Raw genomic sequence first — 20,088 nt, forward strand, 5'->3', positions numbered from 1 at the left:
GAGGTACCTGCGCTCAAGCCACCGCCTTCACGCGCCGTGATCGTCGTTCGCCGCCTAGAACCCCATGCTGAAACTCAACGTTACCGCATGGTCGCGGGTGTCGCTGGACAGCTGCCCCGAATAGCCCAGGCCCAGTTTGCCGGCCTGCCCGATCGACAGGTCCAGCCCCGCCTCGACCACCGCCGCATCGCGGGCGATCGGCACGCCCTGGGTGGTGAAGCCGGCGCCGCCCTCGATGAAGCGCAGGTCGGCATCGGGCTTGGTGTCGCCGTAGGCATGCCGCCAGCCCAGGCTGCCACGCGGGGTCAGGGTGCTGCCGTTGGCCAGCTTGAACGCCTTGCCCGCCCGCAGGCCCACGGTGGAGAAGGTGATGTCCTGGTCGGCACTGGCCTTGAGCCGCGCCGCGCCGCCCTTCTCGCGTGCAGTGTCGCTGTCGTAGTTGACGTAGGCCAGGCCCGCGAACGGTTCCAGCGCCACGCCGCCTGCCTCGATGGCGTAGCTCACCTCGCCGAACACCTGCGCGGTGCGCGCCTTGTACTTGGCCTTGAGGCGGTCGTCGTAGCTGCCGATGGCGACGTCACGCTTGCTCTCGATGTCGTGCCAGCTGTACGCCGCACCCACGCGGGCCGAGAAGGCATCGAGCTGGTAGCCCAGGTAGGTGGCCAGGTGGTAGCTGTCGATGCTCGCATCGGAACGGCGGCCGCTGGCATCCAGGTCGCTGCGGGTATAGCCGGCGGCCACGCCCACGCGCCAGTCGCTGTTCAGGCTGCGGTCCACCCCGAGCAGGAAGCCCTGCACGTTGCGGTCGATACTGGCGCTGTTGCTGTTGCCGTCCATCTTGCCCCAGGTGCCCAGTGCCTGCGCCCAGCCCACGGCCTCGTCGTGGCAACCGTCGCTGGTGAGCTGGTTGGCGTTCGGTGCCAGGGCCCGACGCGGATCCTCCTCGCGCATGCAGCCTGGCTGGCGCAGGCGGTCGTTGACCGCTTCGCGCACGTAGCGCGAGTCTTCGATCAGCGCACTGGCGGTACTGGCATGGATCTCGCCCGACAGGCTGTCCAGCGCCGCCTGAACGCCACCACGGTTCTGCGCCATGACCGCGCCCAGTACCGCCGCCGGTGCCCCGCTGCTGCCCAGTGCGCCGGCCACGGCCTGCTGGTTGGGGGTCGAAGCCACATCGCCGAGGCTGGTGCCGTTGCGGCTGATGGTGACGCCGACCTGGTTGCTGCCGTAGTTGAGCGTGGTGTCGTAGAACGGCGTATCCGGCAACTGCACGGTGGTGAAGGTGCCGTTCACCCCGCCGCCGGCAGTCACCACGGTGTACTGCGCGTTGCCCGAGGCCGGTGCCGAGTTCAGCACCACCAGGCTGCCGCCCAGGTTGGCCGTGCCGCCCACGGTCAGGCCGCTGCTGGCGGGGTTGCCGACCACCACCTGCAGGGTGCCGCCCGGGGCGTTGGTGAAGTTGCCGCCGACCTTGAGCCCACTGGCCGGGTCAGGCTGCACCACACCGTTGTTGACCAGCGAGCCCACGCTGCCGTCGCCGCTCAGTGCGGCACCGGCCCCCACCGTGACCTTGGCCCCTAGCACCGTGCCCGGGTTGGCCGCATTGCCCACCAGCAGCAGGCCCTGGTTGACCGCCAGGTTGCCGCTGAACGGCTGGTTGCCGGTCAGCAGCAGGCTGCCACTACCCTGCTTGACGGTGTTGCCGGTGCCGCTGAGCACACCGTTGAAGCGGCCGTCGGTGTCCTGCTGGAACACCAGGCTGGCGTTGTCGACGATGTTGCCTTGCAGGCTGGTGGTGTTGCCCACCAGCGTACCGCCGCTGACCCTGGTGCCGCCGGTGTAGGTGTTGGCGCCGCTCAGGATCAGCGTGCCTGCGTCGAGTTTTTCGATACCGCCCGCGCCCACCAGCGGCGCCGAGATCTGCGTGCTGTCGCCGGTGTTCACGCGCACGGCGGCCAGGTCGCCATTGGCTGCATTGACCGGTGTCAGGCTGCCGCCGCTGCCGGCCACCAACTGGTAGCCGCCGCTGAGGAACTGCAGGCCGGTGAAGGACTGGTTGCCGGCCACGGTGACGGTCCCCGCCTGGCCACCGAACACGCCGAACTGCGCATCCCAGGATTCGCTCAGGTTGCCGTTGACGTCGGTCCAGTTGGTGCCGTTGCCCCAGGTACCGCTGCCGCCACCGATGGTGCCGTCGGCATTGGTCTTGCCGCCGTTCCAGAACTGCAGTGCACCACCGGCGCCCTGCACCACCAGGTTGATCTGCTGGGCGATGGCCGTCTGCAGGGTCAGTTGGCCTGGCAAGGTGCCGCCTGGCAGCAGGCCGAACAGCAGGCCGTTGTCGGTCAAGTTGCCACCGTAGCTGAACAGCTGGTAAACGCCGCTGCCGAAGCCACCGGCGTTGCTGATGTTGAGCGTGCCATCAAGGGTCAGGTCGCCCGCCACCTTGACCACGGTGGTCGAGGCCGATGCCTGCCCGAGCGCCAGGTCGACATTGCTGCCGGCATCCAGGTTGAGCGCACCGACCTTGAGTGGCGTGGCGCCGCTGCCCGCCGCCAGGGTCGCACCGCTGGCCAGGTTGACCGTGCCGGCGTAGTTGCCGCTGCCGCCCAGGGTCGCGCCGTTGTTGACCTGCACCGTGGCACTGGCCAGGCTGCCGTTGACCAGCAGGCTGCCGGCGTTGACCGTGGTGGCGCCGGTGAAGCCGCTGTTGCCGGTCATCAGCAGTTGCCCGCTGCCGTTCTTGATCAACGTGCCGCTGCCGGTGAGGTTGCCGGTGTAGGTACCGTTGCTGGCCTGTTCGAAGGTCAGCGCAGCGTTGTTGAGGATCGCGCCCTGCAGGCTGCTGGTATTGCCCTGCACGCTGCCGGCGTTGAAGGTGCTGCCGCCGCTGTAGGTGTTGGCACCGTTCAGCAGCAGTGCGCCATTGCCGTTTTTCACCAGGCTGCCGTTGCCGCTGATCACCCCGTTCAGGGTCAGGTCGTGGCTGCCGCCCAGGGTCAGTTGCGAGGCCAGGCTGACGGCGTTGCCCAGTTGCAGGTCAAGCGTGCCGTCCAGCTGCGCAGTGCCACCCACCGTAAGCGCGCCGCTGCCCAGTGCAGCGTTGTCGCCCAGGGTCAGGCTGCCGGCATTGAGGCGCGTGCCGCCCTGGTAGGTGTTGGCGCCGGCCAGGGTCAGGTCGGCCGTACCGTTCTTCACCAGGCTGCCGCTGCCGCTGACGAGGTTGGTGAGATCAAGGTCATTGCTGCCCGCGATGGTCAGCGCACCGCCGAGCGTCACGGCGTTGCCCAGGGTCACAGCCTGGTTGGCATCCAGCGTGGTGCCGTCGGCAGCCGTCAGCGCGCCGCTGCCCAGGGCGGTGTTGCTGCCCACCACCAACGTGCCGCCGTTGAGCTGGGTGCCGCCGGTATAGCCGTTGTTGCCGTTGAGCACCAGGGTGCCACCTTCGAGCTTGGCCAGGGTGCCGCTGCCGTTGATGTCCACGTTCAGCGTGGCGCTCACGCCGTTGCCGATACGCACGTTGCCGGTGCCCTGGGCACCGTTGGTGAGGTTCAGCGCGTCACCGCTCAGCACGTAGCCATTGTCGAGGAACTGCAGGCCGTTGACGGTCTGCACACCATCGACGGTCACCGCGCCACCCGTGCCCTGGAACACCGCGAAGGTGCCGTTCCAGGCCTGGTTGAGCGCTCCGTTGGCATCGGTCCAGTTGGTGCCGCCAACGCTCCAGACACCGGCGCCGCCGTCGACCGATCCATTGCCGACAGTCTGGCTGCCGTCCCAGAACAGCACATTGTTGTTGCTGCCGCCCACCACCAGGTTGACCTGGTTGTTGACGGCGGTCTGCACATCCAGATCGCCCGCGATGACCCCATTGGGCACGCTGCCGATGGCCAGGCCGTTGTTGGTCAGCGCGCCGCTGTAGTCGATCAGGCGATACACGCCCGCACCGAACCCGCCCAGGTCGGTGACATTGAGCTTGCCGTCCAGGGTCAGGTTGCCGCCCACATTGATCAGCGCCGGGGTACCCACCACAGGGGCGCCCAGGGCCGCATCCAGGTTGGCGTCCGCGCCCAGTACCAGCGAGCCGACGCTCAGGGTATCGCCGCTGCGCAGCGACAAGTGCCCGCCGTCGGCGACGGTCAGCGCGCCGCCGAGGCTGCCGGTGCCGCCCAGGGTGCTGCCGCTGTTCACCGTGACGGTACTGCTGGCCAGGCTGCCATTGACGATGAGGCTGCCGCCGCTGACGGTGGTGGCCCCGCTCAGGGTATTGCCACCGCCCAGGGTCAGCGTGCCGGTGCCGGTCTTGTCCAGCGTACCGGTGCCGCTGAGCACCCCGCCGAACGTGCCCTCGCCCACTTGCAGGCCGGTACCGGCGCCCACGTTCACGGTGCCGCTGCCGCTGAGCTCGCCCAGGTTGGTGGTGCCGCCCAGGTTGAGGCTGGCGCCGTTGCCCAGGTTGAGCTCGGCCGGGTTGCCGAGTGCACCGCTGCCCACCGTGCTGAGGCTGCCGGAGAGAATGTTGAGGATGCCGCTGAAGCTGTTGTTGCCGCTGAGGGTGAGGTTGGCCGCACCGTTCTTGTTCAGGGTGCCCGCACCGCTGAGCACGCCGGCCAGGGTCAGGTTGTTGGTGCCCGCCACGTTGAGCGTGCCGCCCACATCCACCGCGTTGGCCAGGGTCATGGCGCTGGTGGTGGTCAGGGTGGAGGTGCCGCTGACGCTCAGTGCACCGCTGCCCAGCGCCGAGCCGTTGCCCAGGGTCAGGTTGCCGGCACCCAGCTGGGTGCCGCCGCTGTAGGTGTTCACCCCGGTGAGGGTCAGGCCGCCGCTGCCGGTGTGGTTCAGGCTGCCCGTGCCACTGATGACACCGCCCAGGGTGAGGTTGTTGCTGCCCGGCAGGGTCAGGCCGGCGTTGAGCACGATGGCATTGGCCAGTGACAGCGCACTGCCATTGACCAGGCTGGAGGCGCCACTGACGGTGAGCGCACCACTGCCCAGCGCCCCGGCGTTGCCGACATTCAGGGTGCCGCTCTGCAGTACGGTACCGCCCGTGAAACCGTTGGCACCGTTGAGCGTGAGGCTGCCGCTGCCCTGCTTGGTGAGGCTGCCGGCGCCGTTGACCAGGCCATTGAGGGTCAGGTCGTTGCTGCCGAGCAGCGTCAGGTTGCCGCTCAGGTTGAAGGTGTTGGCCAGCGCCAGCGCGCTGCTGCTGTCCAATTGCGTGCCCGCGGCCGCGTTGAGGGCGCCGACGCCCAGTGCGGTGTCACTGCCCAGTACCAGCGTGCCGGCATTCAGGGCGGTAGGGCCGGTGTAGCTGTTGTCGCCGTTGAGCGTCAGGCTGGCGCCGCCCGCCTTGAGCAGGCCGCCGTTGCCGCTGATATCACCGTCCAGCGTCAGTGCGTTGCTGCCGGCAATGCTCAGTTGGCCGAGCAGGCCAATGGTGTTGGCCAGGCTCACCGCCTTGTTGCTGTCCAGGGTGGTGCCATTGGCCGCAGTCAGCGTGCCACTGCCCAGCGCGCCGTCATTGCCGACCACCAGGGTGCCGCCATTGAGCTGCGTGCCGCCGGTGTAGCCGTTGGCGCCGTTGAGCACCAGCGTGCCGCTGTCGAGCTTGGCCAGGGTCGCGCTGCCATTGACCGGCAGGCCCAGGGTGGCGGTCACGTTCGGGTCGACACGTACCGCAAAGCTGCCACTGTTGCCGTTGACGGCGTTGAGCACCCCGCCGCTGCCGGCGACCAGCTGGTAGCCGTCGGTGATGAACTGCAGGGCATTGACGGCCTGGCCACCTTCGACCGTGACCACGCCGCCCGCAGCGCCCTGGAACACCGCGAACTGCCCCTGCCAGACGTCGTTGACGGTGCCGTTGAGGTCGGTCCAGTTGGTGGTGGTGCTGTTCCAGGTGCCGCTGCCGCCCTGCACCACGCCATCGGGGACAGTGCCCGCCCCATCCCAGAACTGCACGATCAGGTTGGGCGAGTTGACCAGCACGTTGACCTGGCCGGTAATCGCGGTTTGCAGTTGCAGCTCGCCGGGCGTGACGCTGCCCGGCAGGCTGCCCAGCACCAACCCGTTGTTGGTCAGCGAGCCGTAATCGAACAGGCGATAGATACCATTGCCGAAGCCGCCGTCATCGGTGATGTTGAGCGTGCCACCCAGGGTCAGGTTGCCGGCAACACTGAACAACGAGGTACCGCCGGTGACGGGCGAGCCGAGTGCGACGTCGATGCTGGCGTTTGGCGCCAGCGCCAGCGAGCCGAAGCTGAGCTGGGTGCCGCTGGTGCCGGCCAGGTGGCCGCCGTTAACGATGGTGGTCAGCCCGCCCACGCTGCCGCTGCCGGTCAGGGTCGCGCCGGAATTGACCGTCAGGTTCCCCCCGTTCAGGGCGCCCGACACGTTCAAGGTACCGCCGCTGACCTGGCTGGCGCCGCCCAGGTTGCTGATGCCGGCAAGTTCCAGCACGCCGGTGCCGACCTTGTTCAAGCCGCCGCTGCCGACCAGGGCACCGGCGAAGACGCTGTCCAGGTTGGTACTGCCCAGGCTCAGCGTGCTGCCCAGGCCGATATTGGTGGTGCCGCTGCCGGTGAGTGCACCGATGCTGGTGTTGCCGTTCAGGTTCAGGTCGGTGCCGCTGCCCAGGTTGACACTGGCGACATTGCCCAGGGCGTTGCTATTCAAGGTGGTCAGCATGCCCTGGGTGATATCGAGTGTGCCGCTGAAGGTGTTGTTGCCGAACACCACCAGTTCCTGGACGCCGCTCTTGATCAGGTTGCCCGAGCCACTGATAACCCCACCCAGGGTCAGGTTGGCGGCCGTGTCCAGGGTCAGGTCGCCATTGACCGCGATGGCATTCAGCAGCGTGACAGCCTGGGTATTGCCCAGGGTGCTGGTGCCCGTCGCGCTCAGTGCGCCGCTGCCCAGCGCAGCGCCATTGGTGACGGTCAGGGTGCCGCCGCCCAGGCTGGTACCACCGGAGTAGGTGTTGGTGCCGCTCAGGGTCAGGTTGCCGCTACCGGTCTTGATCAGTTGGCCGTTGCCGCTGATCACGCCGCCCAGGCCGAAGTCGTTGCTGCCGTTGACGGTGAGGTTGGCATTGAGGCCGATGCCGTTGTTCACCACCACGGCGCTGTTGCCGCTGCTCAGGGTCGAGTTGCCGGTGACCGACAGCACCCCGGTGCCCAGCGCATTGTTATTGCCCAGCACCAGGGTGCCGGCGGTGAGGATGGTCTCGCCGCTGTAGGTGTTGCTGCCGTTGAGGGTGAGGGTCGCAGCGCCGTTCTTGGTCAGGTCGCCGGGGCCGTCGATCACGCCGTTCAGGGTCAGGTCGTTGCTGCCGCCGACGTTCAGGTTGCCGACGATGTTCAGCGCATTGCCCAGCGTCACCGCCGTGCTGGCATCGAGGATGGTGTTGTTGCTGGTGCGCAGGGTACCGACGCCCAGTGCGCTGTCGCTGCCCACGATCAAGCGGCCGGCGCCCAGCAGGGTGTCGCCGCTGTAGGTGTTGGCGCCGCTCAGGGTCAGGTCGCTGGCGCCGGTCTTGACCAGGCCGCCCGCGCCGCTGATCGCGCCCGTCAGGGCCAGGTTCTGCGCGCCGAGCAGGGTCAGGTTGCCGGTCAGTACCAGGGCATTGTCCAGGGTCAGCGCGGTGCTGGTGTCCAGCGTGGTGGCGCCGGCGGCGGTCAGGGTGCCACTGCCCAGCGCCGTGGCCGAGGTCAGCAGCAAGCCGCCGGCATTGAGCGCGGTACCGCCCTGGTAGGTATTGTTGCCGCCCAGGGTCAGCACCCCGGTGCCGGTCTTGATCAGGCCGCCCGCACCGCTGATGTCGCCGCCCAGGGTCAGGCCGGCGCTGTTGGCGACGGTCAGGTCGGCATTCAGGCCGATGGCGTTGCCCAGGTTCAGGGCGGTGTTGCTGGCCAGGGTGGAGGCGCCGCCGACCGTCAGCGCGCCGCTGCCCAGTGCGGTGGCGTTGCCTACGGTGAGGGTGCCGGCATTCAGGGTGGTGCCGCCGCTGTAGGTGTTGGCACCGGTGAGGGCGAGGTTGCCGCCACCGGTCTTGATCAGCCCGCCAGTGCCGCTGACCACGCCCGTCAGACCCAGGTCGGTGTTGCCGGCGACCGTCAGGTTGGCGCCCAGGTTGACCGCGTTGGCCAGGTTCACCGCAGCGCTGCTGGCCAGGGTGGACGCCCCGCCCACGCTGAGGCTGCCGTTGCCCAGCGCCAGCGCATTGCCCACGGTAAGGGTGCCGGCGTTCAGGGTGGTGCCGCCCTGCCAGGCGTTGGCACCGGTCAGGGTCAGGTTGCCCGCGCCATTCTTGGTGAGGCTGCCGGCACCGTTGACCTGGCCGCCCAGGGTGATGTCGTGGGTGCCGCCAACGGTCAGGTTGCCGGCCAGCGATACGGCGTTGAGCACGGTGACATCCAGGCTGCTGTCCAGCGTGGTGCCGCCTGCTGCCACCAGGTTACCCAGGCCCAGCGCCTGGTCACTGCCCAGGACCAGGCGGCCGCCATTGAGCAAGGTGTTGCCCAGGTGGGTGTTGCTGCCCGACAGGGTAAGCGTCGCGCCACCATTCTTGCTCAGCCCGCCGCTGCCGGTGAGGTTGCCGGCAAGGGTCAGGTCGTTGCTGCCGACCACCGTCAGGCCGCCGAGCAGGCCGATGGCATTGCCCAGGGTCACGGCGCTGCTGGCGTCCAGTGACGTGCCGGCCTGTGCAGTGAGCGTGCTGGTGCCCAGTGCGGTGTTGCTGCCGACGATCAGGGTGCCGCCGGCGAGGCTGGTACTGCCCTGATAGGTGTTGTTGCCATTGAGGGTCAGGCTGGCCGAACCGTTCTTGACCAGCCCGCTGCTGCCGCCGATCACGCCATTGAGCACCAGGTTGCTGGTGCCCGGCAGGGTCAGGTCGGCGCCCAGGTTGATCGCGTTGGCCAGGCTCAGCGGGGTGCTGGTCGCCAGGCTGGACGCGCCGGTGACGTTCAGCGCACCACTGCCCAGTGCCGCACCATTGCCCAGGGTGAGGGTGCCGCCGCCGACGCTGGTGCCGCCCTGGTAGGTGTTGGCACCATTGAGGGTCAGGTTGCCCGTGCCGGTCTTGTTCAGGGCACCGCTGCCGCTGACGATGCCGTTGAGGGTCATGGCGTTGAGGCCGTCGAGGGTCAGGTTGGCGCCCAGGTCGATGGCGTTGGCCAGGTTGGTCGTGGTAGTGCCTGCCAGGCTGCTGGCAGCGGTCACGTGCAGCGCGCCTGTGCCCAGGGCCAGGTCATTGCCCAGCAGCAGCCGGCCAGCGGCCAGGGTGGTGCCGCCGGTGTAGCTGTTGGCGCCGCCCAGGGTGAGCGTGGCAGCGCCGTTCTTGGTCAGGTTGCCGGCGCCGTTGATGCTGCCGTTCAGGGCCAGATCGTTGCTGCCGGCCACCGTCAGGCCGCCGAGCAGGTTGACGCTGTTGCCCAGGGCGATGCTGGCGTTGCTGTCCAGCGTGGTGCCGTTGGCGGCAGTCAGCGCACCGCTGCCCAGCGCCAGGTTGTTGCCCACCACCAGGGTGCCGCCATTGAGGGCGGTGCCGCCGCTGTAGCTGTTGCTGGCGTTTAGCACCAGCGTGCCGCTGTCGACCTTGCTCAGCAGGCCGCTGCCGCCCAGGGCGACACCAACCGTGGCGGTCACACCCGGATCGACACGCACCGTGGTGGCGCCATTGCTGCCATTGACCAGGTTCAGCTGGCCGGTCACGCCATCGAGCAGGCGGTAGCCATCGGTGACGAACTGCAGGCCGGTGATCGACTGCGCGCCATTGACCAGCACGTCGCCTGCGGCGCCCTGGAATACCGCGAAGTTGCTGCTCCAGTCACGGTTGCCGGTGCCGTTGACCGTGGTCCAGTTGGTACTCAGGGCATCCCAGGTGCCGTTGCCGCCCTGGATCACGCCGTTGCCGACCAGGCCGGTGCCGTCCCAGAACAACACGCTGCCATTGGCGCCACCGACCAGCAGGTTGACCTGGCTGCCGATCGAGGTCTGTACCTGCAGGTCGCCCAGCTGCACGCTGCCGGGAATGCTGCCGATCACCAGGCCGTTGTCGGTGAGCTGGCCGGTGTAGTTGATCAGGCTGTAGATACCGGTGCCAAAGCCGCCGATGTCGCTGACATTGAGGGTGCCGTCCAGGGTCAGGTTGCCGTTGACCTTGATCAGCGCATTGCCGCCGGTAGCCGGCGAACCAAGGCCCACGTCCAGGTTGGAGTTGGCGTTGAGCACCAGCGAGCCCAGGGTCAGGCTGCTGCCGCTGTTGGCCGCCAGGTGGCCGCCATCGGCGATGGTCACCGCGCCCAGCACGCTGCCGGTGCCAGTACTGGTGAGAGTGGCGCCGGTATTGACCTGCACCAGGTTGCTGCCCAGCGAACCGGTGACGTTCAGGGTGCCGCCATTGACCTGGGTGGTGCCAGTGAGCAGGCCGTTGTTGCCGGCCAGTTCCAGGCTGCCGCCGCCGACCTTGATCAGGCCACCGGCCCCGGCCAGGCCGCCTGTGAATACGCTGCTGGCATCCCCCGCGCCCACGCTCAGGTTGGTACCGGCCCCCAGGTTCACGCTGCCGCTGCCGGTGAGGCTGGCAAGGCTGCTGCTGTTACCCAGGTTGAGGCTGGCGCCCAGCCCCACGTTCACCGCCGAGGCATTGCCCAGTGCGCCGGCACCGACCGTGGTGAGGCTGCCATTGAGCACGTTGACCGCGCCGCTGAAAGTGTTGTTGCCACTCAGGGTCAGGTCGGCCAGGCCATTCTTGATCAGGCCACCGGTGCCGCTGATCACCCCGCCCAGGCTCAGGTCGTTGTTGCCCGCCAGGCTCAGGTCGGCATTGAGTATCAGGTTGTTGCCCAGTGCGAAGCTGGCGCTGTTGTCCAGGCTGGCGTTGCCGGCCACGGTCAACGCGCCGGTGCCCAGGGCATTGGCATTGCCCAGGGTCAGGCCGCCGGCATTGAGCACGGTGCCGCCCTGGAAGGTGTTGACGCCATTGAGGGTCAGGTTGCTCGCCCCGTTCTTGACCAGCCCGGCGGCGCCGCTGATCACGCCGCCCAGGGTCAGGTCGTTGCTGCCGGCCAGGGTCAGGTTGGCACCCAGGTTGATCGCGTTGGCCAAGGCGAAGCTGGCGCTGTTGTCGAGGCTGGCCGCACCGGTCACGTTCAGTGCGCCATTGCCCAGCGCCGAGGCATTGCCCAGCACCAGCGCGCCGGCATTGAGCAAGGTCCCGCCGGTGAAGGTGTTGAGGCCATTGAGGGTCAGGGTGGCGGCACCATTCTTGATCAGTTGGCCGGCCCCGGCGATCACACCGCCCAGGGTCAGGTCATTGCTGCCGACAACGCTCAGGTTGGCGTTCAGGTTCACCTGGTTGGCCAGGTTGAGCGCCACGCTGTTGTCGAGCGTGGCAGCGCCGCCCACGTTCAGTGCGCCGCTGCCCAGTGCCTGGTTGTTGCCCAGGCTGAGGCCGCCGCCATTGAGGTTGGTACCGCCTTGATAGGTATTGGCCGCGTTCAGGCCGAGGGTGGCCGTGCCCGTCTTGGTCAGGCTGCCGGTGCCGCCCACCACGCCGTTGAGCGTCAGGTTCGCGGCCCCGCCGATGCCCAGGTTGCCGGCCAGGTTGACCAGGTTGGCCAGGCTGACCGCCGTGCTGGCCTCCAGTTGGGTGTTGCCGGCTGCGTTCAGCACGCCGGTGCCCAGCGCGGTGTTGCTGCCGACGATCAATTTGCCGGCGTTCAGGTTGGTGGCGCCGCTGAAGGTGTTGGCGCCGCTCAGGGTCAGGTCGGCACCGCCGGCCTTGGTCAGGCCGCCTGCGCCGCTGATCACGCCGCCGAGGTTGAGGGTGTTGCTGCCCAGCAGGTTGAGGTTGCCGGCCAGGGTCACGGCATTGCCCACCGTCAGGGCTTTGGTGGCGTCCAGCGAGGTGTTGCCGGCAGCAGCCAGCGTACCGGTGCCCAGTGCGGTGCTGTTGCCCAGGATCAGCGTGCCGGCATTGAGCGCCACGCCGCCACCGAAGGTATTGGCAGCGCCCAGCGTCAGGTTGGCCGCGCCGTTCTTGCTCAGGCCCGAGGCGCCGCTGATGACGCCGTTCAGGGTCAGGTTGCTGGTGCCCGGCAGGGTCAGCACGCCATTGAGGACCACGGCATTGGCCAGTACCAGCGGTGAACTGTTGGCAAGGCTCGCCGCGCCGCCGACAGTCAGGGCGCCGGTGCCCAGCGCTGCGGCACTGGCCAGGGTCAGGGTACCGGCGTTCAGGGTGGTACCGCCGAGGAAGGTGTTGTTGCCGCTGAGGGTCAGGTTGGTGGTGCCGTTCTTGATCAGGCTGCCATTGCCGCTGATCAGGCCTTGCAAGGCCAGGTCGTTGCTGCCGTCGAGGGTCAGCGCGCCGTTGAGCGTGAGGGCGTTGCCCAGGGTCACGCCCGGGGCGGCGTCAAGGCGGGTACCGTCCGCCGCGATCAGTGCGCCCTGCCCCAGCGCCGTGCTGCTGCCGAGCACCAGCTTGCCGGCGTTGAGCCGGGTATTGCCCACGTAGGTGTTGTTGCCGGCAAGGGTCAGGTCGGCCGCGCCGTTCTTGATCACGCCGCCCGCGCCACTGATCGGGCCGCCCAGGCCAAGATTGGCCGTGCCGCCGACGGTCAGGTCGGCGCCAAGGTTGACCGCGTTGGCCAGGCTGAGTGCCACGCTCGCATCCAGGCTGGCGGTGCCCGTGGTGTTCAGGGCGCCGCTGCCCAGGGCGTTGGCCGCGCCCACCATCAGGCCGCCGGCATTGAGCGTCACACCGCCCTGGAAGCTGTTGTTGCCGTTGAGCGTGAGCAACGCGGCGCCGTTCTTGACCAGCCCGCCGCTGCCCGACACCACGCCGCCGAGCGTGAGGGCATTGCTGCCGGCCAGGGTCAGGTTGCCGCCCAGGCCGATGGCATTGGCCAGGGCAACCGAGCTGGTGCTGTCCAGCGTGGTGCCATCGGCCACGGCCAGCGTGCCGGTACCCAGCGCCGCATTGTTGCCGACGATCAGCTTGCCGGCCTGCAACTGCACCCCGCCGCCGAAGGTATTGGCCGCGCCCAGGGTGAGGTCGGCCGCACCGCTCTTGATCAGCCCGCCCGTACCGCTGACCCCGCCCCCCAGGGTGGTCGCGCTGGTGCCCAGCAGGCTCAGCGTGTTGGCGCCGAGCACCACGGCGTTGTTGAGGTTGACTGCGCTGCTGGCGTCCAGGCTGGCATTGGCGCCCAGGGTCAGCGCGCCGGTACCCAGCGCCGCACCGTTGCCTACGGTCAGGCTGCCGCCGTTGAGCAGCAGGCCGCCGGTGAAGGTGTTGGTGCCCGTGAGGTTGAGGTTGGTGGTGCCGTTCTTGACCAGGCTGCCGTTGCCGCCGATGACGCCGCCTAGGGTCAGGTTGTTGCTGCCGGTGAGGGTCAGCGCACCGCCCAGGTTGATGGCGTTGGCCAGGGTCATCGCACTGCTGGTGTCCAGGCTGGTGCCGGCGGCCGCAGTCAATGCACCGCCCCCCAGCGCGGCGGCATTGCCGAGAATCAGCTTGCCGGCGCCCAGCGTGGTACCGCCGCTGTAGGTGTTGCTGGCGGCCAGGGTCAGGTCGCCGCTGCCGGTCTTGTTCAGCGAACCGGTGCCGCTGACCACACCGCCCAGGGTCAGCGCATTGCTGCCGGGCAGGCTCAGCGCTGCCGACAGCTGCACGGCGTTGCTCAGCACCAGCGGTACCGAGCCCTGCAGGCTGCCGGCCCCGGTAACGCTCAGGCTGCCGGTGCCCAGGGCCGCGGCGTTGGCGAGCGACAGTACGCCAGCATTGAGGAAGGTGCCGCCGGTATAGGTATTGGCCCCGCTCAGGCCCAGGGTGCCGGCGCCTGTCTTGGTCAAGGCGCCGCTACCGCTGACGATGCCGGTGAGGGTCAGGTTGTTGTCGCCGATGATGCCGAGCCCGCCGGCACCGAGGGTGACGGCGTTGGCCAGCGACAGGTTGGCCGCGCCCGCACCCAGCGCGCCACCGTTGGCCGCGATGGTGCCGGTGCCGAAGGTCGAGGCGTCGTCGAACACCAGCGAGCCGCCGTTGAGGCTGGTGCTGGTGACCCCGAGCAACGCGCCGGAGAGTGTCCAGGTGCCGCTCTGCACGAGCAGGTTGTTGAAGTTGATGTAGTTGCTGGCCGAAAGCGTGCCCGTGCCGCCGGTACCGGTGCCCCCGCCGATGGCGTTCTGCAGGGCCAGGGTGTTGCTGCCGCCGGCACCGCCGTCGACCTTGCCGCTAGGCGCATACAGCAGGTTGATGCCGGCGATGCCCAGGTCGACGCCTACACCTCCCCCGCTACTGACACTGGAACCGGTGATTGCGTTGAAGCGGTTGGTGGAGTTCGCCCCCATCGACACGCCGCCACTGATCGCGCCACTGTTGGTGAAGGTATTGCCGGTGGCAGTGCCCGATGCCTGGAACGCCACGCGACCGATGATGGTGCCGGTGTTGGTCATGTTCACGCTGCCGCCGCCATACACCGCCACCACCGGGGCGTCTGGGGCCAGCACGCTGACGCCGACAATGTTCGATGAACCGATGGTGCCGTCGTTGACCAGCGTGGTAACGCCACCGTTGCCGTTCTGCACGCTCAGGGCCAGGCCGTTGAGGTTGAGCAGGCTGGCACTGAGCACACCGGTGGTGCCCTTGATCACGCCACCGCTGAAGTTGGTGATGCTGACCGTGCTGGCCGCCGAGTTGCCGACCTTGATCCCGGAGCTGAGCCCGCTCAGGATCCCGAGGAATGCGGGGTCGATGGTGCCCGAGTTGTTCAGGGTGACGTTATTGCCGCTCAGGTTGACTGCCGTGCCGAGCAACGGCGCGTTGATCTGCGAGCCATTGCTCAGGTTAAGGGTCAGGTTGTTGGCGGAGGAACTGACGTTGCCGTTCAACCCCGGGGTGCAGGTGACCGTCGCGCCCGCACCGGGGATCAGCGGGGTACAGGCGGCACTGGCCGTTGCACTGAACAGGCCGAAAGCGATTCCCGCGGTGGCCAGGCTCACGGCCAGCGACAAGGGGCGAACACGGGTGGGGGCAAGCTTGACGGCACGTCTGTCCACGGGCGACTCCTTCGTGGATCAGGCAGTTCGTTCCTTGAATGCGTGCGACGGGTACGCCGTGGAAACTACACACACTAACGTCGAAATGCCTGACCTTGGCGACTACGATTCCAGTGCTGGAATATGTAGCCGCTTTCCCGGAGCCCTTGCGCAAAGGCGTTACGTCAAATGGTGTTAATACTTTGGCAATGGGCCCCGTGAATACAGGGCCTCGTCAAACTTACAGCGTCAGCCAACCGACGAACGGTCAGGCCACCTCCGGGTCTTCGGCGGGCCAGAACGGCTCGTTGGCTTCCAGAGGGGGCAGGCCGTGGGCGGCCCGCGCCGCGTTGCAGTCGTCGTTGGGCTGGCCATTGACCCAGGCGGCATCGAACTCGCGGCAGGGGCTGGAGCGCTGGGCATAGAGCGAACAGCTGACGCTCTTGCCGATCTCGCCTTCAAGCCCTATGCAGCGACACGGCTTGGCGTCGGTGCCGATCATCGCCACCCGGGTCGGGTTGATCTGCACCACCAGTTCATCAGGCACGACACCCCCGGCCGAGGTGCATTCACCCCAGAAAAAGGACACACGGAAATACGCGCAGCAGGCACCGCAAGTCAAACAAGGATTGTTTTCGGACATGATTTGGGAGGGGGGGAGAAGTATCGTTGGAGGGAGAAACCCGACGATCATTCTATGCTTCGGCGTGGCGTTGAAAAGGGGGGCAGTGAAAGAAATATGGGCGGCCGACGGAAGGCGGTGTCGCGCCCTTCGCCGGCAAGGCCGGCTCCTACGGGAGCAGGCCTTGCCGGCGAGGTGCATCACGACGTGCGTGAAGCCCTGGCCGCCTTCGGCGCCTCGATGCCATCGGCACGGAACATCTGGCGGATGCCGCGCACCGCCTGGCGAATGCGGTCCTGGTTCTCGATCAGGGCAAAGCGCACATGGTCATCGCCATAGTCGCCAAAGCCGATGCCCGGCGACACGCATACCTTGGCTTCGGCCAGCAGCTTCTTGGCGAACTCCAGCGAACCCAGGTGCGCGTACTGCTCGGGGATCTTGGCCCACACGTACATCGAGGCCTTGGGGTTCTCGACCATCCAGCCGGTCTCGTGCAGCCCCTTGACCAGCACGTTGCGCCGCTGGCGGTACTGCTCGGCGATGTCGCGCACGCACTGCTGGTCGCCTTCGAGCGCCGCGATCGCCGCCACCTGCAACGGGGTGAAGGTGCCGTAGTCGTGGTAGCTCTTGATTCGCGCCAGGGCGTTGACCAGCTCCGGGTTGCCGACCATGAAGCCGATCCGCCAGCCGGCCATGTTGTAGCTCTTGGACAGCGTGAAGAACTCCACGGCGATGTCCTTGGCACCCGGCACCTGCATGATCGACGGGGCCCTCCAGCCGTCGTAGACGATGTCGGCATAGGCCAGGTCGTGGATCACCAGCACGTCGTACTGCTTGGCCAGCGCCACCACACGCTCGAAGAAGTCCAGCTCCACGCACTGCGCGGTGGGGTTGGAGGGGAACCCCAGGATCATCATCTTGGGCTTGGGGATCGACTCGCGGATCGCCCGCTCCAGCTCGTTGAAGAAGTCCACGCCGGGCACCAGCGGCACCGAACGCACCTGGGCCCCGGCGATCACCGCGCCGTAGATGTGGATCGGGTAGCTGGGGTTGGGCACCAGCACGGTATCGCCGTGGTCCAGGGTGGCCAGCATCAGGTGGGCCAGGCCCTCCTTGGAGCCGATGGTGACAATGGCTTCGGACTCGGGGTCGATCTCGACGTCGTAGCGGTCCTTGTACCAGTGCGAGATGGCCCGGCGCAGGCGCGGGATACCGCGCGAGGTGGAGTAGCCGTGGGTGTCTTCGCGCTGGGCGACCTGTACCAGCTTTTCGACGATATGCGGCGGCGTGGCCCCGTCGGGGTTGCCCATGCTCAGGTCGATGATGTCTTCGCCACGACGGCGCGCGGCCATCTTGAGTTCGGCGGTGATGTTGAATACGTAGGGGGGGAGACGATCTATGCGCGCAAAGCGGCGCGGCGAACCTTGGTCAGCCATGGTTACCTCGAGGACGTAAGCGCCCGGAACCGTCCGAGCGACGTTGGCCACTGCGGTGGCCGAGGCAGAAGATAGTGCCTGCAGGCAATGCCTGTAAAGTGGATTCGATCGCGGGCCGCGCAGCGCGGCCGCGACCGATGCCGGGGTGTCAGCACAGACGCTCGAACGACAGCGAGCGCCAGCTCCCCACATCCAGGCCCTCCTCCGGCGCCATGTGGGCCCCGCGCACGAAGCTGAAAGCCTTGCGCATATCGCCCTGGTGGACCAGCCGATGCTCCCCTTCGGACTCGCTCAGCAGCGTGTAGGAGTGCTTGCGCATGGCCCTGTAGCGGGCATCGTCGCGGTCCATGGCATCCAGGTAGTCGGCCACCTGCCCTTCGCTCAGCTCAAGGCGTTTTTGCAGCGTCACGCCCCAGCGGGTCAGGCAGGTTTCGGCAAAATGGCGCACGATCAGGCCCGGGTCGGGCAGCTCGTTGCCGGCACTGGCGCCATCGGCCGAGGCATTGCCCACCAGCGTGGCGTGGCGTCCTGGCAGCGGAAAGATGTGGACACGGGTATCGGGATGGGTGGACGGGATGACGCAGGCGAAGCCCTTGGAGCGCTCGTCGCGAGAAAAGAAACCCACGTACTCCTTCACGTTGGTGCGCAGGTGCAGGCGGTGTGGCTGCAGGTTGTTGATCCCGGGCACGGGGTCGATGGCAAAGATGTTCACCGGCACGTGGGCCAGTTGCGGGTCGTCGGCCATGGCGTTGGCGAGCATGTGGGCACTGATGCCGCCGCGGCTCCAGCCCACGATATTGACCTGATCAGGAATCAGGCCGTCCTTGCGGTGCATGCGGATGATGCCTTCCTGGAGTTGCTGCGGGGTCACGCCGCGGTCGCCATAGTCGTACTGGCGCCAGAACCAGGAACCCTCCTTCTTCACGTCCTCGATCGGCACGCCGGCTGACTTCAGGCGGTTGTAGTCCTGCTCGGTGAGTTTTTCGCGCTGCCAGGTGCAGGAGCCCTTGATGACCTGCAGGGCGTGGGCCACGTTCTGCTCCCAGCCGGCGCCGAACAGGGTGCCGGTGAGGCCGTATTCCTTGTTTTCGATGAACAGGTCATCGGCCTGCAGGTTGCCGCTGCCCGGGCCGTCGATGGCGATCCAGTTGGCGAACTCGCGGCTCTGGTCGTTGGAAGCAAGGGTGGCGACCAGTTCGCCGTTCCAGAAATTGGGGTTCTGGTCATCGAAACGGTGCGATCCGGTGCCGCAGAAGTAAACGGTCAGAATGCTCATGGCGGTGTGCTCCTTGGGGTGGGGAGCCGTCACGCTAGCAATGCCGGGGGTTGCGTGTTCAGCGGGGAGTGGTGCCCGGGTGGGAGGGATTGCCGGCCGTTGGCATACACCGATCCAGAGGCGCTCAGGCTTTTGATCTGCTTTTGATCTTCTGGCCCTTCAGGAGGCCGAGTGGAGCGCCTGCGTAGTGGGGTGTAGGGCCATGGATGGCCCGGAAAGTGCCGACGGGCAGGGACGCCCGTGCGGCGCGGCCCCCGGAGCAGGTGCGGAGCGAGGGGACCCGGAGCGTAGCGTAGGGCCGTATGCAGGGCCCAGCCCTTTTGGTTACTTTTGGGGCGTTTGCCAAAAGTGACCCGCTGTAAGAGCGGAAGGCGCCGCTCGCAGCGCTATCCATGTCGGATAATCACAACAACATGAAAATCGACAATCATGTGCTTATCCAGCATGGATATCGACACTTAGGGCCCCTTCCGCTCTTACAGCGGCTTACTTTTTTCTTGGAAAAAGTAAGCAAAACCGCTCCGTCCAGCATCCGGCCCTACGCTTCGCTACGGGTCCCCTCACTCCACCCACACTCCGTGGGGCCGCGCCGCACGGGCGTCCCTGCCCGTCGGCACTTTCCGGGCCATCCATGGCCCTACACCCCACTACACGCGGGCTCCATTCGGCCTCCTGAAGGACGGAAAGATCAAAAGCAAAAGCAAGAGCAAGAGCAAGAGCAAGAGCAAGAGCAAGAGCAAGAGCGAAGCCGTTTCTGAAGGGCAAAAAAAACCCCGGCACCTTTCGGCCCGGGGTCTCTTTCAACACATCAGATCAATGCGCGTAGGTCAGCAGCAGCTCGGTCGGCACCTTGGTGTCCAACGACATCATCACGCTCAACGCAGTGATGGTGAAGATGGAAAACACGAACAGCTTGCGCGCCCACAGGCGATCATCCACAGCCTTGTAGCCGGTCCAGGCCATGTACAACCAGTACATGCCCATCGCCGCGGCCACGGCCATGTAGCTCATGCCGGCATAACCACCGATGGTCAGCATCAGGGTCGCTGCCAGGAACGCCACGATGTACCAGAGGATGTGTTTCTTGGCCACCAGGATGCCACGCTTGACCGGCAGTACCGGAATCGAGGCCGCCAGGTAGTCGTTGAAGCGGAAGATCGCGATCGCATAGGAATGCGGCATCTGCCACAGGCTGAACATCACCAGCAGGGTCAACGCAGCCAGGTCGAAGCTGTTGCTCACGGCGCAGTAGCCGATCACCGGAGGCATGGCACCGGACAGGCTGCCTACCAGGGTGCCGTGCACCGATTTGCGCTTCAGGTACAGGCTGTAGAAACCCACGTAGATGATGAACCCGATCAGGCCGAACAACGCTGCCAGGGCATTGGCCTGCACGTACAGCAGGCCAAGCCCGGCCACCCCGAGCAGGGTGGCGTAGGCCAGCGCGATCTTCAGCGAGACCTGCCCTTGAACCATCACACGGTTCTTGGTGCGCTCCATCTTGATGTCGATGTCACGGTCGATGCAGTTGTTGAACACGCAACCGGACGCCACCACCAGCGAAGTGCCGATCACCGTGGCCAGGAACAGCATGAAGTCCACATGCCCTTGCGCGGCAAGGAAGAAACCGCCTGCCACAGAAAGCACGTTACCGAAAATGATCCCCGGTTTGGTGATTTGGATAAAGTGCTTAAAGGACATGCCGTCTTACC

At 67.0% G+C, this 20,088-nt stretch carries 5 protein-coding genes; all 5 read right to left on the reverse strand.

Translation table 11 applies throughout. The features are described 5' to 3' along the window. Window positions 1-54: 54 nt before the first annotated feature. The 5 genes from FW760_RS23150 to cyoE all read right to left on the reverse strand — a co-directional run bounded on the left by FW760_RS23150 (window position 55) and on the right by cyoE (window position 20,077). Window positions 55-15,063, reverse strand: coding sequence for an autotransporter-associated beta strand repeat-containing protein (locus tag FW760_RS23150; protein WP_446444021.1), 15,009 nt, complete (start codon window positions 15,061-15,063; stop codon window positions 55-57). Window positions 15,064-15,310: 247 nt separating this feature from the next. Then, window positions 15,311-15,685: a YkgJ family cysteine cluster protein gene (locus FW760_RS23155; RefSeq protein ID WP_043864412.1), complete on the reverse strand. Its 375-nt coding sequence runs from the start codon at window positions 15,683-15,685 to the stop codon at window positions 15,311-15,313. Window positions 15,686-15,864: 179 nt separating this feature from the next. Continuing rightward, window positions 15,865-17,100, reverse strand: a complete 1,236-nt coding sequence (alaC, locus tag FW760_RS23160; protein ID WP_313326647.1) for an alanine transaminase — start codon at window positions 17,098-17,100, stop codon at window positions 15,865-15,867. Between the two features lie 148 nt (window positions 17,101-17,248). Beyond that, window positions 17,249-18,376, reverse strand: coding sequence for a hypothetical protein (locus FW760_RS23165; protein WP_446444022.1), 1,128 nt, complete (start codon window positions 18,374-18,376; stop codon window positions 17,249-17,251). An 813-nt stretch (window positions 18,377-19,189) separates the two neighbouring features. After that, window positions 19,190-20,077, reverse strand: a complete 888-nt coding sequence (gene cyoE, locus FW760_RS23170) for a heme o synthase (RefSeq protein WP_043864408.1) — start codon at window positions 20,075-20,077, stop codon at window positions 19,190-19,192. Window positions 20,078-20,088: the final 11 nt, after the last annotated feature.

It is taken from the genome of Pseudomonas sp. 1176_21 (genome assembly GCF_052850635.1).